Source organism: Candidatus Magasanikbacteria bacterium (genome assembly GCA_021648085.1).
GTDB lineage: Bacteria > Patescibacteriota > Patescibacteriia > Magasanikbacterales > UBA922 > JAKITS01.
Window position 1 is genome coordinate 632,972 of sequence record JAKITS010000001.1, and the last position, 18,574, is coordinate 651,545.

The 18,574-nt window shown below is 31.5% G+C and carries 19 protein-coding genes and 2 tRNA genes; 10 read left to right on the forward strand and 11 right to left on the reverse strand.

Annotation, left to right across the window (positions count from 1 at the left end; translation table 11 throughout):
- The first annotated feature begins 39 nt into the window (after positions 1 to 39).
- The gene (locus L3J07_03245; protein MCF6276836.1) at positions 40 to 339 is read left to right on the forward strand and encodes a hypothetical protein; all 300 of its coding nucleotides are present in this window, start codon (positions 40 to 42) and stop codon (positions 337 to 339) included.
- A gap of 85 nt (positions 340 to 424) precedes the next feature.
- On the opposite strand, the gene mltG is transcribed toward L3J07_03245, so the two are convergent.
- Genes mltG through L3J07_03270 form a run of 5 tightly spaced genes read right to left on the reverse strand, consistent with a single transcriptional unit; the run spans position 425 to position 4,242 of the window.
- Positions 425 to 1,459 (reverse strand): endolytic transglycosylase MltG, encoded by a 1,035-nt coding sequence (mltG, locus tag L3J07_03250; GenBank protein MCF6276837.1) that lies wholly within the window; start codon positions 1,457 to 1,459, stop codon positions 425 to 427.
- An 11-nt stretch (positions 1,460 to 1,470) separates the two neighbouring features.
- Positions 1,471 to 2,169: an NTP transferase domain-containing protein gene (locus L3J07_03255; protein ID MCF6276838.1), complete on the reverse strand. Its 699-nt coding sequence runs from the start codon at positions 2,167 to 2,169 to the stop codon at positions 1,471 to 1,473.
- A 4-nt stretch (positions 2,170 to 2,173) separates the two neighbouring features.
- A complete protein-coding gene (locus L3J07_03260; protein ID MCF6276839.1) occupies positions 2,174 to 2,713 on the reverse strand; it encodes a phosphatase PAP2 family protein in 540 nt (179 codons plus the stop codon).
- Positions 2,714 to 2,724: 11 nt separating this feature from the next.
- Entirely contained in the window at positions 2,725 to 3,261 is a 537-nt protein-coding gene (locus tag L3J07_03265) for an NUDIX hydrolase (GenBank protein MCF6276840.1), read from the reverse strand.
- Positions 3,262 to 3,264: 3 nt separating this feature from the next.
- Complete coding sequence (locus L3J07_03270) at positions 3,265 to 4,242, reverse strand: peptidoglycan bridge formation glycyltransferase FemA/FemB family protein (GenBank protein MCF6276841.1); 978 nt, start codon at positions 4,240 to 4,242, stop codon at positions 3,265 to 3,267.
- A 115-nt stretch (positions 4,243 to 4,357) separates the two neighbouring features.
- On the opposite strand from L3J07_03270, the gene rpmF reads away from it, so the two are divergent.
- The 9 genes from rpmF (at position 4,358) to L3J07_03315 (ending at position 8,324) form a co-directional block, all read left to right on the forward strand.
- Complete coding sequence (gene rpmF / locus L3J07_03275; protein MCF6276842.1) at positions 4,358 to 4,522, forward strand: 50S ribosomal protein L32; 165 nt, start codon at positions 4,358 to 4,360, stop codon at positions 4,520 to 4,522.
- Positions 4,523 to 4,531: 9 nt separating this feature from the next.
- Positions 4,532 to 5,005 (forward strand): transcription antitermination factor NusB, encoded by a 474-nt coding sequence (nusB, locus tag L3J07_03280; GenBank protein ID MCF6276843.1) that lies wholly within the window; start codon positions 4,532 to 4,534, stop codon positions 5,003 to 5,005.
- Between the two features lie 4 nt (positions 5,006 to 5,009).
- On the forward strand, positions 5,010 to 5,756 hold the full coding sequence (rnc, locus tag L3J07_03285; protein MCF6276844.1) for a ribonuclease III: 747 nt from the start codon (positions 5,010 to 5,012) through the stop codon (positions 5,754 to 5,756).
- Positions 5,757 to 5,780: 24 nt separating this feature from the next.
- Positions 5,781 to 5,853, forward strand: a tRNA-Lys gene (locus L3J07_03290).
- Positions 5,854 to 5,933: 80 nt separating this feature from the next.
- Positions 5,934 to 6,005: transfer RNA gene (locus L3J07_03295), tRNA-Arg, on the forward strand.
- 57 nt (positions 6,006 to 6,062) lie between these two features.
- Positions 6,063 to 6,905: a methyltransferase domain-containing protein gene (locus L3J07_03300; protein MCF6276845.1), complete on the forward strand. Its 843-nt coding sequence runs from the start codon at positions 6,063 to 6,065 to the stop codon at positions 6,903 to 6,905.
- Positions 6,906 to 6,915: 10 nt separating this feature from the next.
- Positions 6,916 to 7,281, forward strand: coding sequence for an SWEET family sugar transporter (locus L3J07_03305; protein MCF6276846.1), 366 nt, complete (start codon positions 6,916 to 6,918; stop codon positions 7,279 to 7,281).
- Positions 7,274 to 7,522, forward strand: coding sequence for a hypothetical protein (locus L3J07_03310; protein MCF6276847.1), 249 nt, complete (start codon positions 7,274 to 7,276; stop codon positions 7,520 to 7,522). Before L3J07_03305 ends, L3J07_03310 begins: the two co-directional genes overlap by 8 nt.
- A 115-nt stretch (positions 7,523 to 7,637) precedes the next feature.
- The gene (locus L3J07_03315) at positions 7,638 to 8,324 is read left to right on the forward strand and encodes a hypothetical protein (GenBank protein ID MCF6276848.1); all 687 of its coding nucleotides are present in this window, start codon (positions 7,638 to 7,640) and stop codon (positions 8,322 to 8,324) included.
- 354 nt (positions 8,325 to 8,678) lie between these two features.
- Here L3J07_03315 and L3J07_03320 read toward each other — a convergent pair whose 3' ends face one another.
- The 6 genes from L3J07_03320 to L3J07_03345 form a co-directional block, all read right to left on the reverse strand.
- On the reverse strand, positions 8,679 to 10,796 hold the full coding sequence (locus tag L3J07_03320; GenBank protein MCF6276849.1) for a hypothetical protein: 2,118 nt from the start codon (positions 10,794 to 10,796) through the stop codon (positions 8,679 to 8,681).
- A gap of 10 nt (positions 10,797 to 10,806) precedes the next feature.
- A complete protein-coding gene (locus L3J07_03325; protein ID MCF6276850.1) occupies positions 10,807 to 13,440 on the reverse strand; it encodes a DUF4012 domain-containing protein in 2,634 nt (877 codons plus the stop codon).
- A gap of 309 nt (positions 13,441 to 13,749) precedes the next feature.
- Positions 13,750 to 14,868, reverse strand: coding sequence for a glycosyltransferase family 4 protein (locus L3J07_03330; GenBank protein MCF6276851.1), 1,119 nt, complete (start codon positions 14,866 to 14,868; stop codon positions 13,750 to 13,752).
- A 1-nt stretch (position 14,869) separates the two neighbouring features.
- The gene (locus L3J07_03335) at positions 14,870 to 16,024 is read right to left on the reverse strand and encodes a glycosyltransferase family 4 protein (protein ID MCF6276852.1); all 1,155 of its coding nucleotides are present in this window, start codon (positions 16,022 to 16,024) and stop codon (positions 14,870 to 14,872) included.
- Between the two features lie 2 nt (positions 16,025 to 16,026).
- Complete coding sequence (locus L3J07_03340) at positions 16,027 to 17,121, reverse strand: glycosyltransferase (GenBank protein ID MCF6276853.1); 1,095 nt, start codon at positions 17,119 to 17,121, stop codon at positions 16,027 to 16,029.
- 19 nt (positions 17,122 to 17,140) lie between these two features.
- A complete protein-coding gene (locus L3J07_03345; protein ID MCF6276854.1) occupies positions 17,141 to 18,559 on the reverse strand; it encodes a sugar transferase in 1,419 nt (472 codons plus the stop codon).
- Positions 18,560 to 18,574: the final 15 nt, after the last annotated feature.

An 18,574-nucleotide genomic window follows, 5' to 3' on the forward strand; every position in this document is an offset into this window, starting at 1 on the left:
AAATTAACTAAGAATTATTTCCAAAATTTGGAGGAAAAAGTGAGAAAACAAAAAACAAAATTAAGTGAAAAGTTAAATTATCTATCAATTACCACAGCTTATTTAATTTTTTTCTTGGCAATGAATAAACTGCCTCATTTAAACAAAAGAAAGGTTCAGGTTAATAAAAAAGATACAATATCAATAATGATTTTGGTCATTTCACTCTTTTCCACCTCTCCAATTTGGATTCCAATTTTAGCTCTTTCTGTATTTATCGCACATTTTGAAAACAAAAAAAGAGATAGAAATACCAAAAGAAGAGAATATAAAGTTAAAAACAGAAGTATTAAAACTTAAAAACAAAAAAAGAAAAATATTAAAACAAATAAAAAACATAAAAGCACAATTATATTGCGCTTTTTTATTTTATTTTTTTAAAAACTTACCTCAAATACCTATTCACATTTGCATTATGTTCTGCAAGAGTTTTTCCATATTTTACCTCACCTTCAAAAGTTGTCATAAAATACCATTCTTCATTTTTTTCAGGATAAATCGCTGCGATTATAGATTCAATTCCTGGGTTTGAAATAGGCCCAAGCGGAAGCCCGGGATATTTATAAGTATTCCAAGCTGAATTTGTAGCTCTATCTACACTAGTTGTAAAAACATCGCCACTTTTCCCAATTGTATAATGAACTGTGGAATCCGCCTGAAAAGCCCAGCCTGCGTCGTAACGACGCCAAAACAAATCTGATACCTTTGCCTTATCTTTTTCACTCCTTACCTCTCGCTCCAAAATACTTGCCATTGTCAAAATTTCATAAAAACTAAATCCAGAATTTTTAATTTGTGCATACATTTCCTCGGTAATTTGAGAATTTCTATGGTCAACCAATTTCAAAATTATTTCCTCGAGTTTAGCGTCTTTATAAATTCTATAAGTATCTGGCGCCAAATACCCTTCCAAATTTGCATATTTTGGCTTATCCTCCAAAACTTTTAAATCACTATTTACAGTCTCACCTCTTCTATCTAAAATTTTATAATTAAAAGCAGGTTTTCCTACCAATTGATAAAATTCTTCGGTTGTCGCAACCCCTTCTTTCTCAAAATATTCTGCAATTTCTCGCAAACCCCAACCTGGCAAAATGGTAATTTCCCTCTCTTCAAAACTTGGTCTATCTAATGCTGACACAACTCTCGCCAAAGTTATTGGAGTTTTCACCTCATAAGTTCCAGCTTGAATTTTTTTATCCATTTCTTTCAAAGCTATAAAACGAGTGAAAAGCCAAGAATGACGAATTATCTGATCATTCTCCAGACGCTTTGCCAAAGCCGAAACACTTTCACCTTGCTCAATAGTAAAAACTACACTATCAGCTTCTCGCGCTGGCGCTCTATAAATTTCTGAAAACAAAAACCAGCCACCAGTGACTGCACAAATTAGAAATAATGTAGAAACAATTTTAATCATAAAATAAAAATTTAAACCTCTTTAAAAATCTTCCAATTTTCATTTGCCCAAGCCAATCGCTCTGGCACACCAATATCTATCCACGGATGTTCAGACTCATAAACATGCAAATTATTCATATTTGGAAACATATCGTATTCAACACTAAACGCGTCTTTTTCTGGAAAATATTTACTGACCTGAGGATTGAACAAATATACTCCTCCATTTATAAAACCTACAATTTTCTTACCTTCTTTTTCTTTAAATTCTTTTATCTGCTTATCATCGCCATAAAATAAAGTTCCATAACTAGAAGCATTTTCAACTTTTGAACCCAAAATTATTCCATCTGAGTCATCTTTTAAATTTTTATATATATCTGCAAAATCCACAGTTGTCAAAACATCACCATTCAAAATCCAAGTTGGCTTATTTTTTTTTGTAATATAATTCATTGAAAATTTAATTGCACCGCCAGTTCCAAGCCTTGTTGGTTCAATTGCATAAATTATTTTTATACCATTCCAACTTTCACCTACATGATTTCTTAAAACATCGGACAAATGTCCTGCCGCCAAAACAACTTCTTCCACACCCAATTTGGCAAATTTTTCCATTTGCCAATCAAATACAGTTTTGTTTCCAATTTTTATCAAAACTTTTGGTGTGGTTTTTACAATTTCCCCAAGCCTACTTCCAATACCACCACACAAAATAATTGCGTTCATAAAATTAAAATACTAATATTAAAGTCAAGAAAAATGATAACGGTGAGATAATTAAAGCTAGTAAAAATCCACCAAAAATATCGTAAGGATAATGGACCCCCACATAAACTCTTCCATAACCTACCACAGCCGACAATAAAAATAAAGCTAAAACGAAGAAAAAACTAGCACCAAAATATAATGGCATTAGAGCAAACAAAAAAGATATTAAAGTGTGATCTGAAGGAAAACTTTTCCAAGTTTGAAACGGTATTATTAATTGTTTTATATCTTTGAGTACAGCAATAGGTCTCTTTTGTGACCAAAATAAAGAAATTGTAAAACTAGCAATAAGTCCAAAAAATATTGAAATCCCCAAAGCCAAAAACATAAACCAAAATGTCACTGAACCATTGAATTTGAAATATCCCCACAAAATTACAATTGCAGAAATTACATAAATAAGCCAAGATGAAGCAAAATACATTGCAAAATCAAGTTTCTCATTTTGACCAACTTTATTGTTCACTTTAAAAAACTCTTTATAATTCCACGAAGTTTTCATATTGTTTAAAATTATGAATTTACTTTTAAATATCTTAAAACTTTTTCAGCACAAATAGTAGAACCAATATCATGGATTTTGTTTTCATCCAAAAGTTTTTCCAATTCTTCTAGCGAAATAAACTCAACTGAAATATCTTCCAAACTTTCAAGCTTTTGCTCCAAATTCTGCTCTATTCCTTTTGCCAAGTAGAAATGTGCTTTTCCAATTGCCCACTTACTTTTATGCGAATTCCCAAGATAAATTAATTCTTTTGCAGAGCATCCAGCCTCTTCCTGCAATTCATGTTTTATTGTTTCTTCTGCTGACTTACTATCAACAAAACCAGCCACAAAAGTTTTCAAATATTCTTGTTGACCAATACAATATTGAGTAAGAAGTAAAATCTTATTGTCGTCTGTCAATCCACAGACAACTACAGAATCTCCAAGCAAAGAAATATAAACCTCGTCTTCTATTGTATTTTTATGTGTCTGGACTTTCCAATTTTCCACTTTCCTCCATTTAGATGGCGATACATCTTTTTTTTCTATTATTTTCCAACTCATATTTTATCTTAGAATTTTGTGAATTACCTTATACAAAAAATATTTAAAACCACTAAAAACAACATCAACTGCTTCTGGATAATTTTTCGGTTTACCGCCAAAACCAACTTTAAACCTTGTCACACCAGCCCAAGAGTGAAATTCATTCCAACACCAACCATTTGAACAATTTTTCTCTTCTCCACTTCCCTCCTTTTCTGCAGGTGCTGTTCCCCAAAAATCATATTTTTCAAATCCATTTTCTTTTGCTTTTTGAATTACATCCCACTGAAGCTTGTACGGTGACATAACCTTACGATACTCATAATCCGAAGCTCCGTGCAGATAAGTTGTCATATCACCCCACTCTACTATCAAATTTGATGCTACGGGCACACCTTCCAGATAAGCTACATACTGTTTTACAAAAGAAAGTTGCAACATTTCTGCATAATAATTTTTACTATGACTTTTTATCTTTTGTCTTGCGCTTGTTTTTTCCACCAAATTCCAAAAAATATCAATATCTTTACTTTCTCTTATCTCTACACCTTTTTTACTTGCAAGTCTTATGTTATATCTAGTTTTACTATGCATTTCTTTTTGCAGATCTTCCTCACTGTTCTTTAAATTCAAAATCCAAGTATTTTCTGGTTGTCTATTTTTTATTTTTTTTGCCTTAAACTTAGTTTTCACTTTTTTTTCTATATATTCAATTCTTACAAAGCTAAAACCTTTTTTCTTTAAAAATTCAAAAAGCAACTGCATTTCTTTTCTATTTGCAGAAATTCTAGGTAAATAAAGATATTTTATAAATTTTAAATTCTGGACAACTCCTTGAAATTGATTTACAACTTTTTCACCATCCAAAACCTGAATTCGCAATATATTTTCCCCAGCTTTTTTTTTAAACTCACCCCACTGATAAACCTGCAAAAACTCAGACTTACTCTCTAAGTTTTTATTCCACTCACTTTTATTTTCACAAATTTTTACTTTCATATACATATATACTACCTGATTTTACTAGTTTAAATCAAGAACTTCACACTTTGACTTGATTTTTTTCCAAATATGGTTTATAATAATCCCGTTTTACGATATAATAAATATAAATATGGGACTTCCATCAAAACAAAGAACTTCGCGTTCAAAAAAAGAGAGAGCATCTCATTTTGCACTTAAAAAGACAATGTTGTCTAAATGTGAAAAATGTAGTGCTACCACTATGCCACACAAAGCTTGCGGAAAATGTGGCACTTATAAAGGTAAAAAAGTTTAACAAAACTATATGTCTAATAGACACCTCGCTCGTTCAATAGTAATGCAATGTCTTTATCAATGGGATTTCAGAGAAAAACCAAGCTCTGCTCTTCCTGCAATTGTCGACCAAATGACCGAAGAATTTGGTATTGGTTTAGATGAAAACAAGAAGTATATTTTGGCAACTGTCATGGATACTGTGAAAAATATAGATGAAATTGACAAAATTATTTCAAAGTATACAATAAACTGGCCAATAAACCAGATTACCTTGATAGACCGAGCGATACTTCGAATTGGTGTCTATGAGTTAAAATTCAACAAAGAAATTCCAGCAAAAGTAGCTATAAACGAAGCAATTGAAATTGCAAAAAGTTATGGTGGCCCCTCGTCTGGAAAATTTGTAAACGGTATTTTGGGTGCATTATTCAACGAAATGACAAAAAACGGAGAAGTTGTAGAAATTCCAAAAAAAGAAAAAACACCTGAAGATAAAAAATAAAATTATGATAAATGAAATGTACGAGAAAAAAAACTTCTCTGAAATTGAAAAGAAAACCGGTATCAAATTTAATGATCCAAACAATCTTGTACAGGCATTTGTTCACAGGTCTTATTTAAATGAAAATAGAGATTTTTCTCTACCACACAATGAAAGATTGGAATTTTTGGGAGACGCAGTTTTAGAAATTGTAGTCACGGAGTATTTATTTGACACTTTCCTAAATCCAGAAGGAGAATTGACAAGCTGGAGAGCATCTCTTGTAAACGCAAAAATGTGCTCACGAATTGCAAGCGAAATTGGTATGAACAATTTTATGCTACTAAGTCGCGGTGAGTCAAAAGATGTAAGCAGTAAAGCTCGCGAATATATTCTTGCAAATGCACTTGAAGCTTTTATTGGTTCTATATATTATGATCAAGGCTGGGATTCTGCCAAAAAATTTATTCACGAATGGGTTATTTCAAAACTAGACAATGTTTTGGAAAATAATTTGTGGATAGATCCAAAATCTAGATTTCAAGAATCTGCACAAGAAAAACTGGGCATAACCCCAACATACAAAGTATTGAACGAGGAAGGGCCTGACCACAACAAAGATTTTACAGTTGGAGCTTTTTTAAACAAAGAAAAAATTGCCGAAGGAAAAGGAACTAGTAAACAAGAAGCTCAAACTTCAGCAGCAGAAGAAGCATTAAAAGTAAAAAAATGGAAAGGTTCTGAGGTTAAAATTTTAAAAAGAAATAAATAACTGTCCCCACTTAATTCTTAAAAAGCGCCTATAGCTCAGTTGGTAGAGCAGTTGCCTCTTAAGCAAACGGTCGCAGGTTCGAATCCTGCTGGGCGCACAAAATAAGACATGGTGCATAATACAGATAGCATGATACATTGTTATACTAGTTGTATTATGTGCCATGTTTTTATATGCGCTCTTGTAGTGAAATGGATATCACCCTTGGCTTCGGACCAAGTATTCTAGGTTCGAATCCTAGCGAGAGCACAAAATAATAAATTAATTGTTAAGACTAATTTAAATTTATTTAATTATATAGCTGACATGTTTTTAACAGAAAAACAATTAACAGAAAAAAGCTACTATAACTCGATAGTTCACGATAAATGGGATAGTAAATCTTTATTAGTTGAAAGAGATAACCCTCCTTTTAGTGACTATAGTGGAGATTTATTTGATTGTGCTAAAAAATATATAAGCGATTTTAAAAATAAAACTATTTTAGAAATAGGTTGTGGGAATGGTGAAATAAGTGTATGGTTTGCCAAAAATGGTGCAAATGTCTATGGATTAGATATAAGCGATGAAAGCATATCTATAGCAAAGCGTCGATCTATAGAAAATGAAGTTTCAGAAAAAACTAATTTTTCTGTATCTCCAGCAGAAAATACAAATTTTCAAGATAATTTTTTTGATATTGTATTTATAAATGTATCACTACATCATTTAGAAGTAGAAAAAGCACTAAATGAAATAAAAAGAATACTAAAACCAAATGGAATTTTTGTAACAATAGAACCTTTTGTTTTTTCAAACACAATACAAAAAATAAGAACATCAAAACTTATTGTTAGACTATACCCAATAAGACAAGAAACACCAACAGAAAGAATTTTATTCCAAAATGATCTAAAATTAATACAAAACATATTCTCCACGGTAGAATACAAACCATACAGAATTTTTAGTTTATTTATACTTAAAATTAAACCTCTATTTTTTTTATTAGCCGACATATTTCACCAAAAAGAACTTAGTATAGAAAATAGACGCCGCCTAATGAATAGAAAAATCCAAAATATAGACGAAGCAATTTTAAGATATCTACCTTTTATGAAATTCCTGTCAAGATATATAGTTATTAAAGCCAAAATAAATAAACTATAAAAAATATTTTTTGCACAAAAGACTTTTTTCTGATAAGTTTAAATTAAGTTCTTTTACAAAAAGGGAGGAGAAAGTGGTAGAATTGCTAGGCATTTTTGGTGCCATAACTTCTACAATGATAGTTTTAGTAGGTTTACCATCTCAAATTTGGCAAACACACAAAACAAAAAGTGTAGAAGGTTTGTCTGTTCTACTTGTTATTTTTGTAGGATTAAGTTATCTTTCTTGGACTTTCTATTCACTTTTAAAACCAGACTGGTTTTTGTTTGCTGGGCAAGCCGGTGGTTCAGTTTTTGGTTTAGTATTTTTTTGCCAATTTGTATATTACAAAATTTTTTACAAAAAAAGAAAACAAAAAGGAGATAAAAATGCGTGATGTTCTTTTACCTTTCGTAATCATATTTGGAACAATTTACGGAGCTTACACCAAGTTTATGCCAGAAAATCCAGACTTAATGATGGTTTGCACTATTCTATCTGGAATCTTGGCATTTATTGTTTATTATGTTCAAACGAGAAAAAAAAGAATGTTAGAAGAATCAACAGAAATGTTTGATTCAGAAACTAGAAAAAAATTCTTCTTTTTCAAACAAAACAACCAAAAACCTGATGAATAATCAGGTTTTTTTCTTTTTTGTAGTTTTTTCTATGTTTTAACTTGACTTTTGTACTAAAATATGGTATTTTATATTACTGTTCATTTTACATTTCTAACCCAACAAGGAGAAAATCATGAACTCTCTTATCGAGAGAATAATGGGAAAATTGGATAAAAAAAATGAAACTTTGGGAGAAAACATCCCAATGATGATGGTTGTAATCCGGGTTTCAAACCCGGAATGTATTCCAAAATGTATTCTGGAATCAACAAAACAACCAAAAAAAGAAAAAATATCCAAAGGTGTGGAGTTTATATCTCCACAAAAAAATGGCGAGGCTCAGGTTGGAGCACATTTGCTTCACCAAGATATCAATGCTTCTGGCTATAAAATAGTCAGAGCATGTTGGGAGCAAAAATTAAACGAACATGATAAACTATACTATTTAGTTCGTTTCGAATTTGTTAGAAACGAACTTTTAAGAGAAAAAATGGAGGAGTTAGAAGAAGTAATAAAAGCTCTAGAAACAATGCTAAATTCTGCATTGTGGAAAGTGAGAGTTTTCAGAAATCCATATTTCAAAAATGGGGAGATTCAAAGAGGTAATAGTACAATCTCTTTAAACCTCAATAGCAGAACTCCGCTGCACAAAGAAAACTGGATTTTTGACCCAGAATTACAAAAAATGGTTTTTAAAAAAATAAAACCAACTATGCGATGGGAAAAAAATAAAAAGGGTGAAAAAATAAAAAAAATTCCACTAACCGCAAAAGAGCGCTTGGTGATTAGGAACAACGAAATTCAAGTTGTTCCAATCTAAAAACCAAAGCCGACATAGAATTTCTATGTCGGCTTTTTTAATTCTTTTTTAAAATATTTTTGATTTTAAATATACTTTCATAAGAACTCTATCGGTAAGTTTGGCTTCAGTTATTATTTAGGATAGTACATGTTATTATTTATATACCACTCCTTTTACTTTCCACCCTCAAATCCTATTTCTGTCATCCTCAGTTCTTATTTTTATCATCCTCAGCTTGACGGGGATCCATTCCATTCTTTCCTGTTTCGCGACTAAAGACTCCTGAATTCCTAGTCAAGCCAGGAATGACAAAAGAGTAAGGACTTTGCAGATTTTATAAACTTTCTAACCTTCCTGTCTGTTACCCTCCTATTATTCAAACAAAATTTCATCTCCAACAATAAACAACTGCTCGCCTGTCACATCATCCACTGCAGTTCCTCTTACTTTTGAAGTTAAGTTTGTCTGACTTGGGTTTTTTTGATTCAAAATTATATTAAACTGGAGTGCCAGAACATCTATACTTGTTGGCATTTCTGGAATAGTCCAAACAACTTTTTTGTTTTCTATGTCATATTGCAAATTTCCAGCAGGCACAGAAAGTGTGCTTGGATCCCACACAAAATCTCCATATAAATCAGCTTCAAATTTTAAATCCTTTAGATTGTGGAATGAGTTTGATAGTAACCAAGTTATAGAATGAACATCTCGACCGTCAGAATCTTGACTTATTTCATCGGAAACCTGCAAATCTATGTCAGAATTAAGTTTAATAACAATTGGACTACTAGATAAAAACTCCCTTCCTTTTAATGTATCATATTGAATCTCAACAGTAGCTATTATTTCATATTTTGCAAAATCCGCAAGAGTTATCTCGCTATCTGTTTTAACAGGCAAGTGGTAATCTATTAAGACACTCTCCCCCAAAGAAATAGATCTCAATTCTGCAATATCCCCACCATCCCAAGTTATGTGTCCTCGTCTAATATCCACACTTCTTTGTTCCCCAAAAACATCTCCGCTATTTGGATCGTCTAATTTTATCCAATTTAATACACTCCTTTTATTTACAGAAGGTGCGTCAAAAATCATCCTTACTCGAACATTTGATATTATACTCTCTCCAGCATTTGAAACTGTAATAGTCCCATTCAACACATCTCCAGGTATCGCTGTGCTATTTTTTAACGAACCGTTTATAGCAAGCTGTGCGGAAATGCTCTTCTCCAAAATTGTAGGACTATAGCTAGATGTTGCAAAAATATAACCATCTCCAAGATTTTCTGAATCTTTCCAACCTATCAAACTCGCCATTATAGAACTATCGTCATAATCTCCGAGATTAAAGATACCTTTTATGTCTACTATTTTTTCACCTTCTAAAATAGGAATTGACCATACAAAATTTTCAAACTCATCACTTTCTGGGATACTCTCTACTTTTGAGAATCCAGCAAAAGGCGTTAATACTAATGCTAAATTTTCAATACTTTTTTCGCTTGTATTTTTTAGCAAAACTTTAAACTCTGTTTCCACACCAGCAACAACAGCATCGACACCTTCAAAAGACAGTTCAAAGACGGAGTCTGTTATTTCTGTACTAAGATTGGCAACCTGCTGAAAATCTGAACTAAAATTATCAGGAGTATAATTGAAAAATATCCTAAAAGACTGTTTCTTGTTTATATCCCCATAAAGTTTTCCAGATATATCAATATAAGTTCCATCTTGTCCTGCAACCTCTCCTATAATCCACTTATCATTTGTTTCATTTGACGGCTCAATACTACTCTCAACAAACACAAAACCTTCTGGATAACGAATTTCTAATTCTACATTTTTTAATACACTATTTTGTAAATTTCTATATCTAACCCTATAGCTCACATCTTGTCCAGCTGTCACAGCTTCATCTCCAACTATTGTTAGTAGCACATCTTCTTCTGAAAACTTACTACTAGAACCAAGTACAAAAAAACCAAGCCATGCCACAAGACCTAAAAATAGCAGTGAAGAAACTAAAACACTAAGAGCTTTTAGAAGTGGACCCATCTTCTTTTTTTTCTGAAATTTACTCATATCTGGAATTGTGCCATCCTCGTTTTCATAAATCTCCAAAAGTGCTTTATCCACATCATCATCTTTTTTTTGATGCTTTTTCTTTTTCATAAGTTTTTTCATACCACCATGTTTTTTCTTTTTTAGTGGTTTCAATATTTTTTCCACAAAACCAAACATTCCAACATCTTCTTTTTCTTTATGTTTTTTTTTCTTTTTTTTATGTTTCTTAATCTTTTTTTCTTTTACACTTTTATCTTTGTCAAAACTCTCAAATTTATTATTATTTTTATGCTTTTTTTTCTTCTTTTTTTTATGTTTTTTCTTGTGTATATTTTTCCCATCTTCTTCCAATTCCAAATAAATATCCTTTTCTTCAGATTCGTCTTTTTTATGTTTTTTACTTTTTTTGTGTTCTTTTTTAGACATAAGACAATGTTTAATTAATTTCCCCTTCTATAACGGCACCAAAAACAGTATCGCTTTGAAGTATAGAATTATATTGAAGTAAATTATTAAATTTTAATTTTGAATTGTCAGACTTCCAAATAAAATCCCAATCATCAGGAATTTTTACACTAGAACTAAAACCACTGTTAATTCCAGACTGTTTTTGCAGAACCAAACTATATTTTAGCCTATTTTCATCATTGGACAAAAGTGAATTCCAAAAATTTTCACCTTTAATCTCTCTTGGTTGAACTGTCGGAATTTTGAATGGCAGTTTATATATAAAATAAATCTCACTCTCTCCACCCGGATCTGTGGACACCCAATTACCAAAGACAGTTTTTCCAAATTCTTTTGTAATTCTAGTGCCTGTTTTACTGTGAATTCCCACCTCCTTTTCAAACTGCGCTATAGACAGATCTTCTTCGTACCAATCCTCTGAAACATGAAATGCCCCTTCCGCAGGATAAGAAAAACCACCAGCCTCCAAAAGCTCTGAGCCTTCTGGAACATAAGCACGCACATAACTTATATTTCTAACACCACTGAACATTTCACCATCTATACCAGTATGTTTTTTCTTTATTATAACTTTATCCACAATAGAGCCATCTTTTTGAATAAACACTTCATGTTCAATATTTTGTTCTATTTTTTTATCACTTTTTTGACCTTGCAGGTTTGCACTCACAATATTTAAATAATCCTGATCTTTATTTGTATAACTTATTTCACCAGACCAGCCAAAATCACGCACTGTTTTTTGCAATTTTCTATCAAAGAAAAAAGCCTGAACTTCTTTTTCTTTTAATGCTTGATGAAACTCATTGAGTACGCGAACCAAATCTATATTATCTAAACCCTCAAACTGAACAAACAAATCATCCACAAGCTCTCCTATAACTTCTTTTGGTTTATTTTCTATTTTGTCATAATTAATCTCTACTTGATACTGCAAATCATCTATTGCAGTATCGCCCATCAGTTCTAAATTATGTTTTTCGCTAGTTATAGAACCCACCACTTTCAAAACTCTCTCCAAAACTGTGGCGTTTACTGCTATCACACCATCTACTGTTGTACCCCTACTATGCTCATAAAACCAAGCCATCTTTTGTGCAGAAATCCCAAAATCTGGAAACCAGTTTGAATCTTGAAATTCCCACCTACTATTTACCAATTGTAGTGGTAATGGTGGAGTTAAATAAGCGTCTAACTGTCCCTTTAAATCATAGCTTCCACCTCCTGGAATATCTATATTTTGAATTCTACCTTTTTGAATATCTATAATTGCAAAACTCCCAAGAAAACCACCAGTAGGACGAAGTTCATTATTATTTTGAAAAACTAGTAGATACCTTCTAAAATCGTCGCTACCCAAAATAAGCTGAAGAGTATCTATAAGCTGGACCAAATCACCCAAATCCTCTATAAAAACACCGAATAAAATCTGAAACTCTTTAAATTCATCCCTATACTCTTTTGGGATAATCTTTGGATCCACACCGCTCAACTCTCTAAAAGCATTTTCATATTGTGGTAAAGCACTATTTAAATGCTCGCTAATTAAAGCTATTTTATCTGTTGCATTTAATCCATCTTCAGTAGCCTCACCAATACCTTTTACTATGTAAGTATTCGCAAGTGCCATACTTTGTCCAGCACTTAACAAACTCTCCCTACTTTTCATACTCTTACCAAAAATAGGCAATACTCGCAAAACACTCATCAATATTTTATTCTCTGAGTCTAATAATTTTTTTGTATTATTGAAATATTCCAATGTATTATTTAAGTCTGTCTGTGCCCCACTAATATCTGAATTTAAGGCTAATAGAGTAGAAGAATGTAACCCAACTAAAGCCTGTTTACTACCTTCTACTATCTGTTCACTAGTTGTACGAACCTGCTTAAAATACCCAACAGTTGGAATTGGAATAGCGACTAACAAAAACATAACAACGCTCTGGTATGCCATTTTTTTCCATGTAAAATTTCCAACCCATTTTTTAAAACTCAACCTTGATAAAGAAAAATTTATTTTTGTTTTAAATAATTTAATTTTGGATGAAATACCAGTAAAAAAACTAAATTCATTTTTTACTTTATTTTGCTTTTCAGTTTTTTCTATTTTTATCTTTTCCTTTTTCTTCAAACTCTGTGCTTTTTTTATTTTTTGAACATCTATTTTTTCTATCCTCCCTCTATTCAACTCTTCTTTTAAAATAAAATTACTACTTATATTTTTATTATCCAACTCTACCTTTCTTCTTTGATTTGCCTTTCTCACCAAATTTGCAAAATTTACACCTACAGTATTTTGTATATTTTCTTTTTCTTTATACACCTCTACTTTCGCGGGTTGTTTTTTTAGCTCTCCGCGCAAATTTACAATATGTGGAGACCTCATCATTTTTTCTTCACCACAAACAACCACCTTTGGGTATTTTTTGGTGGTTTCTATTTTAGTCTCTATAAAATCATCTCCTACAAAAACTTCTCCAACTTCTATATCTAACTCTTCTGCAATCACTTTCTCTGGGCAAGTCCTAGAATTATGCCCCATTTTTTTACAACCAGTACAGGATCTTCTTTTAATTTTATTTCTTCTTACTCTTGGCATGAAAAGATAATAAATTTATATATTTATAAATCTACTACATTATACCATATTTCTTAATTGCAAAAAATGTCTTATTTTAAGTAAAAAATAGGTTTTATCCACAGGCTTAAAAAAGACTAATTTAATAAAATAAAAAAAGACTTAGATTAAACTAAGTCTTTTGAGTTTTTATATACTTATTTTTTATTGATGAAGCTCAAGGATATTTTGATTCTAGAGAATGGCAAAATATACCACCTTTAATTGAAAAGATCTTCCTGAACCAATTAAAACTTAACAAAAAAAGTCAAGGTTTTATACTTAACTTTTTTATTTATAAATTTCTATTGTCTCCTCCACCATTTTTTTCCAAGAATATTTTTTCAGAACTCTTTTGGAATTCTCTTGAAGTTTTTTTCTCTCTTCCTTGTTTGTTAAATTTTTATAAATTACTTTTGCCATTTCCTGATAATTTTCTGGATCAAAATAATTTGCAGCGTCCTCCAAAATTTCCGGCATACAACTTCTGTCTGAACTCACCACCGGCACACCATACTGCATAGCTTCGAGCGGTGGAATACCAAACCCTTCGTACAAACTTGGAAAAACATAAAGACCACATTTTTTGTACAATTGAGAAAGCTCTTCATCTGGCACAAAACCTGTTATTTTTATAGATTCACTCAAATTTTTATCATTATATTTTTCAACTTCTTTTTGAAGTCTTTTATAAAAATAGTTTTCTTTACCAACCAAAACTAACTGATAATTCTTACTATATTTTTCTATAAAAAACTTCCAAGATTTTACCAACATTTCCAAATTTTTATGAGGAAAAGCATTTCCAACATACATTACAAAGGGTTTTGTAATATTATATTTTTCTAAAACACTTTTATCAGCCCCGCCTATCTTTTCTAGCGAAGCTTCATAAGTAACTACTATTTTTTCCTGTTTTACTTTCGAAGTTTTTATTAAATCATTTTTTACAAACTTACTTACAGTTATTATCTTTTTACTATTATTTGTGGCGTGCCAAAGTATAATTCTAAAAAATATATACTTTAGAAAATATAAAACAGGATTCAAAGTACTCGCTCGCCTATTTGGATAATGAAGTAATATCAAATCGTGGATTGTCACCACAAAAGGTGCTCGATAAAAAAGTGGTACATTCCAATGTGGAAAGTGCATCAAATCTACACCTTCTTTTTTAATTATTTTTGGAAACAAAAGTTGTTCACCTTTTCCATACCAATGAATATCTGCCAAAACTTTTTTAAATTTAGGATTTTTTGTTTCAAACAAATTAAAATTATCCTCCTTCAAAAAAATTACATATTCATTTTCAGAATCAATTTCTACTAAATTTTCTAATAACTTTTGAATATATCGCCCAAGCCCTGCCTGTTTTGGACCGTACATCCTTGCGTCAATTCCTATCCTCATATTATATTACACTACTTAAAGCTTCAATCCACTGCTCGGCAGATTTTACCCAAGAAAACTCATAACTTTTTTTATACCCCCTATCAATTAACTCATTTCTAAGATAATAATCCGATGTTAAAAGTTGCATCCCTTTTGCAATTTCTGCAATATCGTGTGGATTTACCATAAAAGCAGAATTTCCAACTACTTCTGGAAGTGAAGATCTTGAACTTGTGATTACAGGCGTACCCACACTCATAGCCTCGAGTACTGGGAAACCAAACCCCTCATAAAAAGAAGGGTATACAAAAATACTTGCCAACTCATAAAACACCCTCTTTTCTTCTGGGCTTATATAACCAACATATTTTATTTTTTTATTTTTACCAATTCTCTCCAAAAGTTTTAAACACTTCCAACCCTGTGCTCCAGCAATTATTAGCTCATATTCTTGCGCATAAGAATTCTTTCTTTGCCAAAGCAAAAATGCATCGACCACACCATCTATATTTTTTCTTGGTTCTATAGTTCCTAAAAAGAAAACAAATTTTTCTGGCAAACCATATTTAATTTTTATCTTTTGTACAGATTCTGTGTCTTGTTTCAAAAATAATGTAGAAAGCCCTGGTTTTATTACTTTTATTTTTTTCTCCCCTACCCCAAAATAATTTACAACATCGTTTTTCGTATTTTCTGAAGGTGTCAAAATTAAGCTAGCTTTTTTACATTGCCTTCTTACTCTCACACATTTGTGCCAAATTCTACGCTTTATAGAAAAAAAATCTTTAAAAAATACAAAAGACAGGTCATGAATTGTAAGGATGTGAGGAATTTTTGGACCAATAGAAGTAAAATGAATATTCGGACTATAAAACAAATCTATCTCAACCTCTTTAACTAAATTTTTAGAAATTATTTTATTTAGATAAGGTCTTTTAAACAAAAACAAACTACCACTCAATAATTTATTTGGCCAACTAGTTTTTATATAATACACATTTTCAACCTTTGGAAACTGTGAAGTACTTATATCTTCTTTTAGGGAATTATAAAATAAATAATAATTATTCTTCTTATCCTGCTTTAAAATACTGGAGATTAATTCCACAGTATATTCCCCAACACCCGTCTTCACAGAACCAGTCAATGACCTTATATCTATTCCTATATTCATAATTAAATTAAAGACTTTTTGTACTCATTTTCTATCAAATTTACAACCCTCTCTTTGAATTTTTCTTCACTAAACTCTTCAACGCTTTTTCTTATTTCTATACTATTCCATACCCTATCATCAAAATTCAAAAGTTTATGCATCAGAGATTCCCATGTTTGCTCATAGAAAAAAGTTCCAGTTTTACCTTCTTGTACTGTTTCCAAGACTCCACCTTTTGCATAAGCGATTACAGGCCTACCCGAAGCAATAGATTCAAGCGGTGTAATCCCAGAGTCCTCAACTTGAGGATGAACAAAAGCACGAGCACGACTTAATAATTTTGCTTTTTCATCATCAGAAATTCTACCCACAAATTCTATATTTGATTTTGCAATTTTTTGCAATTTTTCTAGCTCTGGACCATCACCAAAAATTTTGACAGGCCAACCCAACCTATTAAAAACATGTACTATCAGATCAAATCTCTTGTATGCCACCATTCGCCCGCCAGAAACAAAATAATCACCAATCTCACCAGAAATAAAAAACTTGTTCACATTTATTGAAGGGTAAACCACCTCACTATTTCTGTTGTAATATTTCTTTATTCGCTTCTGAACAATTTTTGAGTTCGCAATAAATTTATCCACTCTGTCTGCACTTGTTCTATCCCAAATTCGCATTTTATGGATAAGTCTTGGAAGTGCAAGTTTAATCAATTTGTTGTATTTTAAATTTGAAATATACTCATGAGTATCTGTCCAAAGATATCTTGTCGGTGTGTGACAATAAGAGATATGAACAGTATTTGGATCTGTAATCACACCTTTTGAAAAAGCACTCGCAGAAGACAGAACAATATCAAAACCCTTCAAATTGTGATGTTCCGTAGCCAAAGGCATAAATGGCAAAGTCCACTGATAATGAGATTTTATAAAAGGTATTTTCGCCAAAAAAGATTCTCTAATATCAGAATTATTAAATTGTTTCAATTTTTCTCTATCATGAAAAAGCACAAAAATTGGCGCTTCTGGCCAAATTTCACTAAATACTTTTAATACTTTCTCTGCCCCTCCGTCTTGAGATAAATAATCATGTACCAACGCAACTTTCATACAACAATAACTTCTTAAATTACAATTCCCTTCTTTTCTTTAGAATGATAAATGGGGTTTTTATTAAAACAGTTAGATCTAAAAACATCCTCCAATGTTCTATATAAAAAATATCCAACCTTAGCTCCTCTTCATAAGACAGGTCGCTCCTGCCTGAAATCTGTGAAAGGCCTGTAATTCCAGGCTTTACAAAGAAAACCTTTTTATGTACTTTTTCATATTTTTCTACTTCGCGTGGCTGATGTGGACGCGGACCTACCACACTCATTTGCCCTCGTAACACATTGAAAAAATTTGGCAATTCATCTAAACTCCACCTTCGTAAAAACTTACCAAAAGGTGATACACGAGGATCGTTTGCAATTTTATAAATAGGCCCAGTCTTACCATTTTGCTTTTTAATAAGCTCTTTTTCTTTTTCTTCTGCTTTTTTTCCAGCCCTACCAAATTGTGACCCAGTAGAATCTTTCTGATACATTGAGCGAAATTTATAAACAAAAAATCTATGAGAGCGAGCGCCAACTCGTTCGTTTTTATAAATAAAAGGTCTGCCAGTTTCTATCAAAATTATAATAGAAATCAAAAGCATTAAAGGGCTTGTGAGTATCACAATAACAATACTTACAACAATATCTAGCAATCGCTTTATTACTCTCCCCCACCCATCCAAACGAGTTCTTTTAAGCTCAATGATTGGAATCCCAGCAAGTGCACTAATAGCAATATTTGTAGAATACGATGTAAATAAATCTGCTGAATATTTAAACACAATTTGCTTTTCATTACAAAAATTAATAGCACTTAAAGTTTCCCTTTCGTCTGCTCTTGGATTTACAAAAATAATTTCATCTATATCTTTTTTTAACAATCTTTCTTTTGCAGTCTTATTGAAAGAAACATAAGTTCTTACAACTTTATAACCCAACTCTTTTCTACTTTTTAAAGTTTTTATAATACTTCTTGCAATGTCTTCTTGACCTATCACTACGACTTTGCGCAAGCCAACCCCACCTCTATAAAGCAAACTCTTTAAACCCCTTATCACAATACGCCCAAAAGACACATGAAGAATAGCAAAAATCCAAGTAAACAATACTAAAAATCTAGAATCAAAAAGTAATTGTGCAAACAACATATAAAGTGCAACCGCAGCCAAACCAAGACTACAACCAACAAAAACCTGTTTCAATTCTCCTGAAAATTTCTTGTTTGGATCTACCGAATATAAACCAGCAAAAGAAAAAAGCAACAACCAAACTAAAATCACATAAAAAGACAAATTCAGATAATCAGCTAAAGATAAATCAAATAAAACTGGTCTCAACTCTACTACAAAATCCATTGAACGAATATAATAAGCAGACAATACTGCAAACATCAACATTAAAAAATCAACTGGTAATTTTAGCATCATCAAAAAAAGTTCAAATCGCTTCATATTTGATTATTTTTA

Excerpts from the sequence above, each read along its gene's own strand:
- mltG (MCF6276837.1), bottom strand. The coding sequence starts at position 1,459 with ATGATTAAAATTGTTTCTACATTATTTCTAATTTGTGCAGTCACTGGT.
- L3J07_03255 (MCF6276838.1), bottom strand. The coding sequence starts at position 2,169 with ATGAACGCAATTATTTTGTGTGGTGGTATTGGAAGTAGGCTTGGGGAA.
- L3J07_03260 (MCF6276839.1), bottom strand. The coding sequence starts at position 2,713 with ATGAAAACTTCGTGGAATTATAAAGAGTTTTTTAAAGTGAACAATAAA.
- L3J07_03265 (MCF6276840.1), bottom strand. The coding sequence starts at position 3,261 with ATGAGTTGGAAAATAATAGAAAAAAAAGATGTATCGCCATCTAAATGG.
- L3J07_03270 (MCF6276841.1), bottom strand. The coding sequence starts at position 4,242 with ATGAAAGTAAAAATTTGTGAAAATAAAAGTGAGTGGAATAAAAACTTA.
- rpmF (MCF6276842.1), top strand. The coding sequence starts at position 4,358 with ATGGGACTTCCATCAAAACAAAGAACTTCGCGTTCAAAAAAAGAGAGA.
- nusB (MCF6276843.1), top strand. The coding sequence starts at position 4,532 with ATGTCTAATAGACACCTCGCTCGTTCAATAGTAATGCAATGTCTTTAT.
- rnc (MCF6276844.1), top strand. The coding sequence starts at position 5,010 with ATGATAAATGAAATGTACGAGAAAAAAAACTTCTCTGAAATTGAAAAG.
- L3J07_03300 (MCF6276845.1), top strand. The coding sequence starts at position 6,063 with ATGTTTTTAACAGAAAAACAATTAACAGAAAAAAGCTACTATAACTCG.
- L3J07_03310 (MCF6276847.1), top strand. The coding sequence starts at position 7,274 with ATGCGTGATGTTCTTTTACCTTTCGTAATCATATTTGGAACAATTTAC.
- L3J07_03315 (MCF6276848.1), top strand. The coding sequence starts at position 7,638 with ATGAACTCTCTTATCGAGAGAATAATGGGAAAATTGGATAAAAAAAAT.
- L3J07_03320 (MCF6276849.1), bottom strand. The coding sequence starts at position 10,796 with ATGTCTAAAAAAGAACACAAAAAAAGTAAAAAACATAAAAAAGACGAA.
- L3J07_03325 (MCF6276850.1), bottom strand. The coding sequence starts at position 13,440 with ATGCCAAGAGTAAGAAGAAATAAAATTAAAAGAAGATCCTGTACTGGT.
- L3J07_03330 (MCF6276851.1), bottom strand. The coding sequence starts at position 14,868 with ATGAGGATAGGAATTGACGCAAGGATGTACGGTCCAAAACAGGCAGGG.
- L3J07_03335 (MCF6276852.1), bottom strand. The coding sequence starts at position 16,024 with ATGAATATAGGAATAGATATAAGGTCATTGACTGGTTCTGTGAAGACG.
- L3J07_03340 (MCF6276853.1), bottom strand. The coding sequence starts at position 17,121 with ATGAAAGTTGCGTTGGTACATGATTATTTATCTCAAGACGGAGGGGCA.
- L3J07_03345 (MCF6276854.1), bottom strand. The coding sequence starts at position 18,559 with ATGAAGCGATTTGAACTTTTTTTGATGATGCTAAAATTACCAGTTGAT.